This window comes from Streptantibioticus rubrisoli (assembly GCF_024436055.1).
Lineage (GTDB): Bacteria > Actinomycetota > Actinomycetes > Streptomycetales > Streptomycetaceae > Streptantibioticus_A > Streptantibioticus_A rubrisoli.
This window is the reverse complement of record NZ_JANFNH010000030.1, coordinates 25455-37846: the sequence shown is the minus strand read 5'-3', so window position 1 is coordinate 37846 and position 12392 is coordinate 25455. Positions and strand designations below refer to the sequence as shown.

The following is a 12392-nucleotide window of genomic DNA, read 5'->3' as shown; positions in this document are numbered from 1 at the left end:
CGCCGCGACTACAGCGCACGGATGGTGAGTAGTGAACCGGGCACGAACTACCTGCTATTGGCAGTGCGGTCAGGTCGCCGCTCGCTCTCCAACCGCGCCACGCGCTCCAAGAGATCGCTGAGTTGGGAGGTGACATGCTTCAACTGGTCCTGAAGATCACGCAGGCCCGCAGCTGCCTGTTGCGCCGTGGGCTCGCCCTTCACCGGGTCGATCACGTACGTCCCGCTCCCCGGACGGCCAACGACCAGCCCGTCTGCCGCCAGTTGCTTGTACGCGCTCTGCACCGTCATGAGCCCCACGCCCAGCTTCTTGGCGATGCCCTTGGCGCCGGGCAACCGGGCGCCGGGGCCGTACACCCCATCAACGATGTCGCTGCGGAACTTGGCGGCGATCTCCTTGGCCGTCGGGGGGTTCTCGGGGCTCCAGTTCATACCTAGAGCGTATCCAACCTAGGTCATTTCTCCTTCGTGCTCGCGGCGGCTTGACGCCGCGAGAGCTACCTAGGTAGCTTCATGACCAACAGCAAAGCTACCTAGGTAGCTTGCTTGCCGCATCGGCGTGCCCCGTAGAGACGCGGCCCCTGACCTGGGGTTATGCGCTGTCGGAGGCGCCGGTGGTTCGAGGCCCGGGCAACCCGGGTGAAGCAGAGGGCGGGGACGCTGCAATCCCGCTAAAGGCCAGGTAGGACGCAATGGGCTTCGGCCCGACTGGCGAGGTGGCCCGGCGACCGCGAGCAACGGCCGGAGAGTGGGGACTCGGTCCCCCTTGCAGTGCAAACCCAAGAGAGGCGACATCGGACTCCATGCCGCTGCCGCCACTGGATGAAAGGCGGACCAGTGCACCAACGATATCGATAGGGGCCGTCGTGTTGGACCGGCACGGCAGCGATCCCGCATGAGTCATCCCGGTGAGATCAACCCAGCCGTAAACGGCGGCTTCACCGGCAGGTTGCGCGAGCGCGCACGGTCCCCGGCAACGCCGTCGGGTGTTGTCGAGGGCCGTGGCTGCTCGCCCCGAGTAGTCAACACGCAAGCGGCGCCCAGGGCTTAGGCCCCCTGAGCGCCGCGATACAGGCACCTGAATCGGAGGACCTGTGATCACCAGTCTGACAGATCAAGAGCGCGAAGCGCTGGCCCGCAAGGTCGCCGACGCCAACAAGCGCAGCGAGGACGACGCCAGCGCGAGGGGTGGTCGTCGGTGAGTGAGCACGAGCGCGACGAACGCGAGCCGTTGCCCGTCCGCCTTCCGCGGCCCCATCCGCACCAGGCGGAGCAGTTGAGGGCGGAGGCGGAAGCCCGCCACGCCGCCGCACTCGCGGTGGCTACCCGGATCCACACGCACCGGATCGGGTAACCAGCGCCCAACTCTCCCGGGGCGGTCGTCTCTCGCCAAAGACCGCGACCGCCCCGGGCTACTTCGTCCCTTCGACTTCTGGAGAGTCCCTATGCGTACGTTCATCGCGTACCACGAGACCATCAGCGCCTCGGAGTTCATCGAACTGGCCGTCGGCATCGTCCCGGAGCTCTGGCTCGGCGAGGACGACGAGAGCCCCGAGGAGCGCGCGGCCCGCCTGGACGCGGCCCGCGACATCCTCACCGACGACCCGGAGTTGTTCGACCGCGTCACCCACCTCGTCCCGGAACTGATCACCTCCCCGGCGCTGCCCAAGGTGGTCAGCCTCCACCGCCGCATCCAGCGCGCGGAGGTGGCCGCCGCATGAAAGCGCAGATGACGAACACCAGCGGCGCCTGGGTGCTGTACATCGTGCTGTACGACGTGAGCGCATCGCGGTGGCCCGAACGTCGCTGGCGCACTGGTGAGCCGATCCCCACACCGGTCCAACGCGCCGAGTGCGTGAGCACGTTGGGGTACGAGGTGCTGCCGGGCGTCGAATGGGAGTGGTGCGAGACCAGCCGCGACCTGGACGACCCCACCTCGCCGGTCGAACTGATCGCCACCGTCGCCGTACGGCCGTCCACCGTTGTGGGGGGACGCGGCATGAGCCATGGAGCTCCCGACCGGGTAGGGCTGCTGCGTGAGGCAGTTGCCGCCAAGGGCGGCGTGTGGACCACCGGCAGGGTGCTTGCTCTCTTCCACCGCCTGTGTGTGCCGATCACCCGCGCGGCATGCCAGTCCTCGCTCGCCACGCTCACCCGCGAGGGTGTTCTGGGTCGGTTCGAGCGCACCGGCCTGCGGTACTACGCCCCTACCGGTCAGGGCGGTGCGTCATGAGCGTCGTCACTACTGCGTTGGCTGCTGCGGGGGCGGTCGGCTGGTCGGGACAGGCCGCCTGGATGCGGCACCGGCTCCATGCCGCCCATCGCGACCCGCTGACCCGCCTGTGGACCCGCGAAACCTTCACCGCCCGGGCCCGCCGCCTGCTCCGCAAGGAGGGTGCGGTGGTGCTGCTGGTGGACATGGATGGCTTCAAGGACCTCAACGACACGCACGGCCACGCGGCCGGGGACACCGTGCTCATGACCGCCGCACAGCGATTGTCGACCTGGTGCGCGGTCCTCAACGGGGTAGCCGGACGGCTCGGGGGCGATGAGTTCGCCGCCATCATCACCCCACAGGTCCCCGGTGATCTGCCGTTCGACCTACACAACATCCACCAAGCGCTGACCGAGCCAGTGCCCTACGAGCGCGAGGAGCTGCCGGTGGGCGCCTCGCTTGGCGCCTGCCCCCGCGAGGACATTCCCGAGGCTCGGTTCGACCTGGCGCTGCGGCGGGCGGATGAGGCGATGTACCGGGCGAAGCGTTCCGGTGGGGGCTGGTTCATCGCCGACGGCCCGATGGCCGCGACCGTCAACGGCCGTCGCGCCGGACGGCCCGGCACCCACGACACCCGTCACGTTGAAGGAGGCGCGTGATGGTCGCCGACCGTTCGAAGACGAGCCGGTGTCGGGTGCGGTCGACGGGGGTCGACGGGGCGTCGACGCCCGTCACCGTCGAGGGCGCGATCACCGGTTTGGCAGGGGCGCTCACCGTGGTGTTGACGGCCGCAGCGTTCTGGCTGAGCTACGAGCATCTGCAAGAGGTCGCCGCCCGTCATGGCATGGGGGATGCCGCTGTGCGGTCGTGGGCGTGGCCCGCCACCGTCGACCTGTTCATCGTCATCGGTGAACTGCTCATCCTGCGTGCGTCGTTGGCCCGCCGGGTGGACGGGTGGGCGGTTGCCCTGGCCAGCATTGGTTCCGGGGGTTCCATCGCGTTGAACGTGGCGGGCGTGGGAGCACAGGCCCAGCCTATGGACTACGTGGTGGCCGCCGTCCCACCAGTCGCCGCTCTGCTGGCCTTCGGTGCGCTGATGCGGCAGGTCCACGCTTACCTGGCCCGGCGGGTGGTGACGCCCGTCGAGCACCCGTCGACGCCCACCACCGCGACCGTCGACCGCCCACAGGTTGTGGACACCGCGCCGGAGCCCGTCGAGTCTGCGCCGGTGCCGGAGTTGCCGCCGTCCGCGCCTGCCGTCGAGGCCGGGTCGACGGCCGTCGACCTGTGCTCGCCGGTCGTCTACGCCAACCGCGTGGACGGGCTGGTGCGGGCCTTGTTCGGGACGCTGGGCGCTCATCCGACGACGAGCCAGATGACGGCCGCCATGGCCGCGGCAGGGCTGGGCGCGTCGGAGTCGACGGCCCGTACCGCCCGCGGCCGGGTCAAGAACCGCGAGCCGTACCTCGCCAGCTTCCCCGCATCCATCGCCAGTTGATCCGCCGTGCGGTTCTACGACCCCACCGGCGCGAAGTACGGCATCCCCACCTACCCCTTCCGCCTCGCCCTGCAAGGGCTTGAACCCCGTTGGCGGGCCCGGCCGGCACGTTCCACGGCCCCGGCCGGGCCCTACCCCTCACAGAGAGGAGTGCACCAGCATGACCGAACTCAGCGCAGAGCCGGTAGCCGTCGAGGCTGCCCCCACAACACCGCCGCCACCGGTGTCCGCCCCGACCGAGACGGCACAGGGCCCGGCCGTGGCCGAGGTGGAGCACACGCCCGGTGGTTGGCCGGTCGTCCCACTCGCTGTATCGGGTGCGAATACGACCGTGGGCATGGTCGCCGCCACCTCCCTGGCCGGTGGCCCGATCGCCGCCATGGTGGCTGCTACGGGAGTTGTTGTCCTGGGCACGGTGGCTGCCACACGCGGCCGCAAGCCCAGCGCACGCCGCCAGGCCCGACGCGCCGCAGCGCGCGCCGCTGGCCGTGGTGCCGCTCGCAGGGCGGGCCTGCGCAGTGCGGGGATAGGAGGGAGCCGTTCGCTTGGCTCCCGCTCGAGCCGCGGCGGTCGCCGGTCGGGCAGCGTGCCAGGCCAGCGCCGTCGCGGGACCGGCCCGGCCGCTCGGCATGGCAGCACCGCCACGGGCGGGAAGACCCAGACCAAGGCGGGTCGGAGCGCGTACAACCGCGCGACCGCCGCTGCGGGAAAGGCCGCGGACCGGGTAGGGCAGGTAAGGGCCCTGCGGTCCGCGCAGCGGGCAGCGGCCGGGTCGCGGGCCGGTCAACGGGGGCTGACGACCGCCGCTCGTCGCGCGGTGGCCGACGCACGCCGCAACACCAGGCCCGCAGGCAGCAACGCCGGTTCGGGCCAGCGCAACAGCCTCCGGAGGCGCCTGCTCGGTGGTGCCAGCCGCAAGGCCCGCGCCGGGCGAGATGCGGCGATTACCAAGAACCGCGCCAAGCGCGATGCCAAGACCGGCGCCACGGTGGCCGCGCAACGTGCCGCGGTTCGCAAGGGCCCGGCGCGCAAGGCGGCGCGGAAGGCTCTGCGCCGGTCCGCGGCTCGTTTCCACGGTCGTCGCCTGCTCGCCGCGCTGCTCGCGCTGCCCGTCGGCCTGCTCGGCTGCCTGACCACGTGGATCGGGCGCAAGTTCGGTATCCCGTGGCTGATGTACCCCGGCCGCCGCCTGTATCGGCGTCTGGTCCGCACGGCTGCCGAGCAGCGCGCGGAGCGGGACGAGGCAATCCGCGAGGAACAGGCGGAGCAGGAGGCCGCGGCGGATGCCGAGGCCGCTACGGACGGTTCGGAGGGGCCGGGCGAAGGCATCGAGCGCCCGGCCGTCGGGATCCCTGCCAGTACCGCACTTGAGGTGAGTGAAGGAGAGCACGTGTCCGGATTCCAGTTTGAAGAGGCCGCGTCCGAGATGGAGCAGGCCGCCAACTCCTACGAGCCCGAGAACGCCATGGAGATTTTGGCCATGGTGGAGGGGCTGCCCGCCGCGCTGACCAGCGTGGCGAACGTGATGAAGACCCTCGCCGAGCGCTCCGATGGCGAGTTCCCGCTGGAGAAGGAGATCGCCGACGGCTTCAACGACATCTTCGGCGCCCTGATGAGCGCCGTCGCCGTCGCGGAGGACATGGGCCCGCTGTTTCGGCAGGTACACGCCCAGGACATCGCCCGCCACGAGGACCCCCGCAACGGCCCCGACGCCGAGAAGGGATGGAACGTCTGAGATGAGCAGCACCGCCACCGCGAATAACAGCAGTGGCCCGGTGCTGGACTGGGCCGCCGGTCACGGACCCGTGACCGGCGCCCTGTCCGCCACCACCGGAGCCTTCGCCGTCGCCACCACCGGCGCCGCAACCGGCATGCCGCCCGGCTGGGCCCTGGCCGTCGGCGCCGCGGGCGCCATCGGCCACACCGTCGCCGGGCTGCGAGTCCGCAACGCCGGACGCACCCTGGCCACCCGCGCCGCCTCCTGGCTCATCGGAGCCGGGTGGACCACGTGGGCCATCACCCACGGACCGCTGACCTGGGCCGCGCTCGGATCGCTGGCCACCATCGGCGTCGGCATCGGCGCCGCCGCCCGCTCTACCGCCTTGTATGAGGAGGCCCGCGAAGAGGAAGCGATCGCCGCCCAGCAGCGGCAGATCGCGCGGGAGTTGTCCGCGGAGCGCCGGGCCATCGCCGCGGAATGGGTGGAGCGGATCCAGCGCATCTGCAACATCACCGTACGGGTGCTGGCCGTGGAGAAGTGGCAGACCGGGGCCGGGTACTCCCTGGACCTGGAACCGCAGGGCGGGATCACCTACGACCGCATCGCCCAGTACTCCGTAGCCCTGTCCGCGGACGCCAAACTCCCCCACGGCTGCACCGCCACCGCCTCCCCCGGCATCCACCAGGGCCGGACCATTCTGGACGTGACCACCGTCAACGTCCTGAAAGAGGACTGTTTCTACCCTGACGACTACGGGCCCTTGTCGGTGCTGACCGGCATCCCGTGGGGCGTGCGCACCAACGCGGACATCGTGAACGCCTACCTGCGCGAACAGTGCGCCCTGGTCGTGGGCCCGACCGGTTCGGGCAAGACCAACATGGTCCACACGATCCTGGCCGGGTTCGCCCGCGCCCAGGACGCGTTGACCTGGGTCATCGACCTCAACGCCGGGTCAGCCGGGCTGCCCTGGGTCCTGCCCGCCCTGAACGGCGAGATCGAGCGGGAGGACGACCAGCCCGTTCGGCCCGGCATCGACTGGCTGGCCGCCTCCCACGAGGAAGCCATGGTGATGCTCGATACGGCGCTGGCCATCGGCCTGCACCGCAAGAAGGCCTACCAGGGTTTACTGGCGAAGAAGAACACCGACCTGCTCCCGATCAGCCCCGACATCCCCCAAATCCTCCTGGTCATCGATGAAGGCGCGGAGATCCTGACCAGCACCGACCGGCAGATGAAGCAACTCGCCGCGAAAATCCTGGAAGTCATTCGCATGCTGCGTGCCATGGGCATCCGCACCATCCTGACCGCACTTGGCGCGACCGGCAGTGTGCTGGGCAACCTGATGATCCGCCGCGAAGCCAAAGTGCGCGTCGCCCTGACCGGCGGTGAGACCGAGGGGATGGACCTGGGCAAGATGTTCCCCGGCCGCCGGGGGCTGCGTGTCGACCAGGCCCCTTACAAGGGGTCCGGGTTCATGGGCACCCCGGAGTCCCCAGCCGCGCTGTTCAAGGCGTGGCGGATCCTTCCGAACCAGATTCGGGACATCGTGGCCGCTACCTCCACCAGGCACCCGACGTTGGACGCCGTCTCCGGATCGGCTGCTGGAGACGCCTACGCCCAGCGCTGGGATGCCGAGCGCATCGCGTGGATGCGCGACGCTCACCCCGTCGAGCAACTACCGCCGAGCCTCGCCAAGGACGCTGGCCGGCACCCGTCCATCGGTGGCGGACTGAACCTTCGGGCCCTGCGCGACCAAGGGGCCTATGAGGAGGAGGCCGACCAGCTCGCCAAGCGGTTCATGCGCGAGATCGACGAACGGTTCGGCACCACACCCGAACCCGCCCGCGACAACGAACCCAGCGACGACGTGCCGGGGCTGAACCTGTCCGCACTGCGCGGCGAACGCGAGCAGGGCCCGGCATGGCTGCCCACAGCCCTAGACGCGATCAAGGCCATGGGGGCAGAGGGCATGAAGCCGTCCGCGGTCGCGGACTTGGTCGGCAAGGATCGCAAAACCGTCCGCGCCGCCCTCCAAGCAGCAGTCGAGCGAGGCCAGTTGGTCTACCGGGACAATGGCCCGCACTCGGTCTACCTCCACCCCGACCACGCCTGAACCGTCACTGTCAGCTACCGGGTAGCGGGTAGTGGGGCGCTACCCCACTACCCAGTAGACACCCCAGTAGCCCGAAAACCAGCCCTCTTCCAGGGATTTCTACTGGGGACCCCACTACCCACTACCCAGTAACCGCACTCCAGTACAACCACACAACGTCACCAACGCGAGAGCGGCCCCCACTACCCGGGGCCGCTCTCACTGCGTGCTGCCACATCCACTCCACCCCACGGAGATGCCTCATGGCCGTGACCGTCTCCCTCATGGTCCTCCTGCTGATCCTGCTCCTGATGCTCTTGCGCTCCGGGTACGTCCGCTTCGGATCCGCCCTCGTGTGCGTGCTGTTCGGGTTCTTCCTCGCCTCCACCGGCATCGCGCCCACCGTCAACCACGCCGTCGCCAGCGTCATCGACTGGGCCAACTCCGCCGTCCGCTAACCACCGTTCGGGAGCACTCCTATGGAGCCGTACCCGCCCCGCACCGACCAACCGCCGCCCACGCTGACGCCGGACACGGTCACCCTGCCACCGGGCTACATCGCCGCCCTCGACCACATCGGCCGCATCGTCGCCATCCCCACCGCCCCCGACCAGCCCGCCAACGCGGCGACGGGTGGCCCAGTCTCGACAACACCGCCGGAACGCCCGGCCGCGCTGCCGCCGATCGTCGGCCAGGTCGTCGTCCTCGGCTCGATCACCGCACTCGCAGCCTCCGGCGCGTTCTGGATCGCCGCCGCGGCGCTACGCCAGGCCCACCCCGTGCTGCCGGAGGCGGTCGAGTGTCTGAAGTGGGCGGTCATCTTCGTCGCCGTCGTGGTCGCCGGTGTCTTCGTCGCCAAGGTTCGGAGCCGTACCGGCGGCACGACCAGCTTCAGCGTGTTCAACACCACCCGGCACACCACCGTCGGCCGCCAAACCGTCCGGGGCCGCAACAACCGACTCACCAACCGCTTCTGAAAGGACACGAGTTCATGACCGCCACCCACACCCCAGCCCCAACATGCGGGCGCTGCCGCAAGCCCTTCAACCCCAGCGACACCCGATTCGACGGGTCAGCCCGACACGGAGACACCCCGTGGTGCCGTCGCTGTGTCGACCGCTGCCACGAGTCCACCGACGCTTTTCACATCTGCGAGGTATGCGACCCAAACCGCCGCTGAGCTGCACGTCGCCGTCCGGGGGCTAAACGCCCCTACCCCGGAGCACTGACAGAGCTGGAGAACCGCATGCCCACCAAGCCGGACCCCGCGAATAAGGCCCAGGCCGCCGCCGAAGCGATCCGCACCCTCAACCACATCACTCTGAACGGCAAGCTCACCGCACCGCAGATCAGCAGCACCGTGCAAGCCCTCACCGCCCTCACCGACCGGATGCCCCAGACCCTGCTCCAACTCGCCGACCAGCTGGACCAGCGCGCCCGACAGGACGAGATCTGCATGGACACCGGCGAACACCCCGCCAAGCCCGTCTCCACAGCCCTGGCCGCTCTCGCCACCGCCACGGGCTGCCTGGCGGAACTGTCCAACGCCCTGCACCAGGCCGCAAGCCCCCTGTTCAGCATGGCCCACCAAGACGCCGCAGCCGCCCGCACGAACCGCTGACCTCACCGGCCCCGTCACACCCCGCTTCGCACTGAACTCATTCGAGAAAGGGCAGGTCCCGCATGTCTGCTGGAGAGACCCCACTCACGATCGTCGGCAACCTGACCGACGATCCCGAACTGCGCTTCACGCCCAGCGGCGCCGCCATGGTGAAGTTCACCGTCGCCTCCACCCCCCGCGCCTACGACAAGACCAGCGGCCAATGGCGCGACGGCACGTCGATGTTCATGCGCTGCACCGCCTGGCGCGCGCTCGCCGAACACGTCACGGAGACGCTGCACAAGGGAACCCGCGTCGTGGTCACCGGCCGTCTGCGGCAGTTCGACTGGACCACCGACAACGACGAGAAGCGCTCCATGCTCGCGCTGGAAGTCGATGACATCGGCCCCAGCCTGCTGTTCGCCACCGCCCAGGTCCAGCGCGTCAACCGCAGCTCCGCCCCGGCCGCTTCCGGCGATGCCTGGCAGGTCGGGGGTGCTTCCCCGGCGGCTCAGCAGGGCTCCGACGCGCCGCCGTTCTAACGCCGCCCGGGGCGGTCGCCTCTCGCCAAAGACCGCGACCGCCCCGGCTCTCCGTCCCTTCGACAGAACAGGAGCACCCCCAGCATGACACCCGACCATTCCTCCGCGCTGGCGCGCGGCATGGATCCAGGCACCGGCCACCTTCAGACCGCGCTGGAACTGGCAGCGGCCAATGTGCCGGTGCTGCCCTTGCGGGAAGGGAAGGGGCCGTTCGGCAACTGCCGCGCCTGCGCGGGGTGTGCGTGCGGCGGGCGGCCCAACATGAAGAACGCTGGCACCTGCCGCTGCCCTGACGTGTGCCACGCCTGGGCAGCGGCCACCACCGACACCCATGTGATCACCTCCCGCGCGTGGGCTCGGGCCTGGCGGCAGGCCGCCGCCGTGGCCTACCACCCCGCCGGAGCCGGGCTGACCGTGGTGGACCTGGACGACCCCGAGGCCGTTGCCTGGGCCCGCCAGACCCTGCCGCCCACCCACACTGTCCAGACAACCCGCGGGGAACACTGGATCTACCGAGGCACCATGCCGTCGGCCAACTCGGTCCGACCCGGGGTCGACATCAAGTCGCGCATGAACTACGCCCGCTGGCTCGGGCACGGCACGGGCACCATCGTGGACCTGCCATCCGCTGTCCGCGCGCTGATCGTGAAAGAAGAGGCCACCCCCGCCCGCGGGCCGGTGGCCTCTTCGTCCCTAGCGCGCGCCACCTGGGACCGGACCGTGGCCACCGGGTGCCGCCACACCGAGGCCTACATCCACACCGGCCTGGCACGCGGGCTGGCCAAGGTAAGCAGCCACACCCAATCCGGCGCCGGATCCCAGGCGTTCGGGGTGGCCCGCTTCCTGGCAGCCCAGCACACCCACTGCCCTGGACCGTGCGACCTGGACGGCATCGCCCAGCAGATCATCAACGCCGCCGTCGCCGTCGGCGTACCCGAGGCATACGCCCAACGAGCCGTGGCCAATGGGCTCAACGCCGGTGTCCGGGGCTCCCAATGACCCGGCGCCTCACCAGCCCGCAGGCACCCAACCACGCCGACCACACCGCCAGATCGGCTCCGCTGCGCGGCCAGAAAAAGGCCGCCCGTAAGGGCGTCCTTTCATCTTTTCGCCCCCGACCGCAGCCGCCCGTCTCGGCCCCGCCCGGCGACGGACGCGCCCCGGTCGCCTGGCTGCACGTCACCGCACCACCCGACTGGCGCGCGATCCCGTCGGCTACCTCGTGGTGCCAGTGCGGCCGGTACCGCACCGCCACCGGCCGCACCGACGTGCTCCAGCTGGTCGAAGACCACGACGGCCACCGCGACGCATGCCCGCTCCGCACCACCGAAAGCAGGAACGCCGCATGACCAGCAACACCCCGCCCACAGCACCAGCCATCGACGGCGCAGCACTGCTGGACGAAGTCGAAGCGTTCCACCGGCGCTTCAACATCTTTCCGCGAGAGGCCGCGTACGTCGCCGTCACCTTGTGGGACGCCCACGCACACCTCATGGACGCGTTCGACGGCACCGCACGCATCGCCTTCCTCTCCCCCGAACCGGGCTCGGGCAAGTCCCGCGCCCTGGAGATCATCGAGACCCTCACCCCACGTGCCGTGACCACGGTCAACGCATCCGCCAATGGGCTGTTCCGGCTCGTTGACGCCCCCGAGGGGCCCCCGACCCTCCTCTTCGACGAGATCGACACCGTCTTCGGTCCAAAGGCCGGAGGCGACGAGGCCGTGCGCGGCTTCCTCAACTCCGGCTACCGGCGCGGCGGCAAGTCGCTGCGGTGCGTCGGGGACGGCTCGAACCAGACCGCAGGGTTCTTCGATTCCTTCTGTGCCGTGGGCATGGCCGGGCTCGGCTCGCTGCCGGACACGATCCTGTCCCGCTCGGTGATCATCCGCATGCGCAAGCGCGCCCCGAACGAGAAGGTGGAGTCCTACCGCCGCCGCGTCCACGAGAGGCAGGGCAACGCCCTGCGCGATCGACTCGCCAAGTGGGCCGACACCGTCCGCGACGACATCGCCGACGCCTGGCCGGAGATGCCCGAAGGCGTCAACGACCGCCCCGCCGACGTGTGGGAACCCCTGCTCGCCGTGGCTGACGCCGCCGGAGGGCACTGGCCGGAGCGGGCCCGCGCCGCCTGCCTCGAACTGATCCGGGCGGAGCAGGACAACGAACAGGCATCGCTCGGGGTCAGGCTGCTGACCGACCTGCGCGACAAGGTCTTCTGCGGAGCCGACCGGGTGCCCACCGCCGTCATCATCGAATGCCTTTTGGGCATGGACGATGCGCCGTGGGGCGACCTCGACGACAAGCCCATCAACTCCCGCACCCTGGCCAAGCTGCTCGGCCAGTACGTCACACCGGCCAACAAGCCGATCCGGCCCCGCGGGATCCGCACCGCCTCCGGCACACCGAAGGGCTACTACGCCGAAGACCTCACCGACGCGTGGGCCCGCTACTGTCCCCCTCCCCCCGGAGAATCCGCAACAGCCGCAACAGCCGCCACACCGCAGGTCAGCGGGGGTGAAAGTGTGGCGGATCCCCTCCCGGGCATCCGCCACACGCAGCCGGAAGCCGCCACACGACCCCTGCGTGTGGCTGGCTGACCAGCCAATCGGCGCCGGTGCCGCCCCGCACACGCGAGGCGGCACCTATCCGCAACAGAACCGCTATCCGCCACAGATTCAAGCCGCTGACCAGCAATGTTGCGGCGTGGCGGATGTTGCGGATCCC

16 protein-coding genes are annotated in these 12392 nt (G+C 70.1%); 14 read left to right on the top strand and 2 right to left on the bottom strand.

Annotation, left to right across the window (positions count from 1 at the left end):
* Positions 1–47 precede the first annotated feature (47 nt).
* Both NON19_RS22185 and NON19_RS33755 read right to left on the bottom strand, forming a co-directional pair.
* The gene (locus NON19_RS22185; protein WP_255930622.1) at positions 48–431 is read right to left on the bottom strand and encodes a winged helix-turn-helix domain-containing protein; all 384 of its coding nucleotides are present in this window, start codon (positions 429–431) and stop codon (positions 48–50) included.
* Between the two features lie 160 nt (positions 432–591).
* Entirely contained in the window at positions 592–1077 is a 486-nt protein-coding gene (locus NON19_RS33755; RefSeq protein ID WP_372514231.1) for a DUF4124 domain-containing protein, read from the bottom strand.
* A gap of 120 nt (positions 1078–1197) precedes the next feature.
* On the opposite strand from NON19_RS33755, the gene NON19_RS22180 reads away from it, so the two are divergent.
* The 14 genes from NON19_RS22180 (at position 1198) to NON19_RS22115 (ending at position 12265) form a co-directional block, all read left to right on the top strand.
* Positions 1198–1353, top strand: a complete 156-nt coding sequence (locus NON19_RS22180) for a hypothetical protein (RefSeq protein WP_255930620.1) — start codon at positions 1198–1200, stop codon at positions 1351–1353.
* Between the two features lie 91 nt (positions 1354–1444).
* A complete protein-coding gene (locus tag NON19_RS22175; RefSeq protein ID WP_255930618.1) occupies positions 1445–1720 on the top strand; it encodes a hypothetical protein in 276 nt (91 codons plus the stop codon).
* A gap of 8 nt (positions 1721–1728) precedes the next feature.
* The gene (locus tag NON19_RS22170) at positions 1729–2232 is read left to right on the top strand and encodes a DUF6303 family protein (RefSeq protein ID WP_255930616.1); all 504 of its coding nucleotides are present in this window, start codon (positions 1729–1731) and stop codon (positions 2230–2232) included.
* On the top strand, positions 2229–2873 hold the full coding sequence (locus NON19_RS22165; protein WP_255930614.1) for a GGDEF domain-containing protein: 645 nt from the start codon (positions 2229–2231) through the stop codon (positions 2871–2873). The genes NON19_RS22170 and NON19_RS22165 overlap by 4 nt, the downstream gene beginning before the upstream one ends.
* The gene (locus NON19_RS22160) at positions 2873–3712 is read left to right on the top strand and encodes a DUF2637 domain-containing protein (protein ID WP_255930612.1); all 840 of its coding nucleotides are present in this window, start codon (positions 2873–2875) and stop codon (positions 3710–3712) included. Before NON19_RS22165 ends, NON19_RS22160 begins: the two co-directional genes overlap by 1 nt.
* An 817-nt stretch (positions 3713–4529) precedes the next feature.
* On the top strand, positions 4530–5447 hold the full coding sequence (locus tag NON19_RS22155; RefSeq protein WP_255930610.1) for a hypothetical protein: 918 nt from the start codon (positions 4530–4532) through the stop codon (positions 5445–5447).
* 1 nt (position 5448) lies between these two features.
* Positions 5449–7545 (top strand): P-loop NTPase family protein, encoded by a 2097-nt coding sequence (locus tag NON19_RS22150; RefSeq protein WP_255930608.1) that lies wholly within the window; start codon positions 5449–5451, stop codon positions 7543–7545.
* 242 nt (positions 7546–7787) lie between these two features.
* Positions 7788–7982 (top strand): hypothetical protein, encoded by a 195-nt coding sequence (locus NON19_RS22145; RefSeq protein WP_255930606.1) that lies wholly within the window; start codon positions 7788–7790, stop codon positions 7980–7982.
* A 21-nt stretch (positions 7983–8003) separates the two neighbouring features.
* Positions 8004–8501 carry a hypothetical protein gene (locus tag NON19_RS22140; protein ID WP_255930604.1) on the top strand — a complete coding sequence of 166 codons (498 nt, stop codon included), beginning with the start codon at positions 8004–8006 and terminating at the stop codon, positions 8499–8501.
* Positions 8502–8770: 269 nt separating this feature from the next.
* A complete protein-coding gene (locus NON19_RS22135; protein WP_255930602.1) occupies positions 8771–9145 on the top strand; it encodes a hypothetical protein in 375 nt (124 codons plus the stop codon).
* A gap of 62 nt (positions 9146–9207) precedes the next feature.
* Complete coding sequence (ssb, locus tag NON19_RS22130; protein ID WP_255930600.1) at positions 9208–9666, top strand: single-stranded DNA-binding protein; 459 nt, start codon at positions 9208–9210, stop codon at positions 9664–9666.
* A gap of 84 nt (positions 9667–9750) precedes the next feature.
* Positions 9751–10665: a bifunctional DNA primase/polymerase gene (locus NON19_RS22125; protein ID WP_372514229.1), complete on the top strand. Its 915-nt coding sequence runs from the start codon at positions 9751–9753 to the stop codon at positions 10663–10665.
* The gene (locus NON19_RS22120) at positions 10662–11015 is read left to right on the top strand and encodes a hypothetical protein (RefSeq protein WP_255930599.1); all 354 of its coding nucleotides are present in this window, start codon (positions 10662–10664) and stop codon (positions 11013–11015) included. The genes NON19_RS22125 and NON19_RS22120 overlap by 4 nt, the downstream gene beginning before the upstream one ends.
* A complete protein-coding gene (locus NON19_RS22115) occupies positions 11012–12265 on the top strand; it encodes a DUF3631 domain-containing protein (protein WP_255930598.1) in 1254 nt (417 codons plus the stop codon). The genes NON19_RS22120 and NON19_RS22115 overlap by 4 nt, the downstream gene beginning before the upstream one ends.
* The last annotated feature ends 127 nt before the right edge of the window (positions 12266–12392 follow it).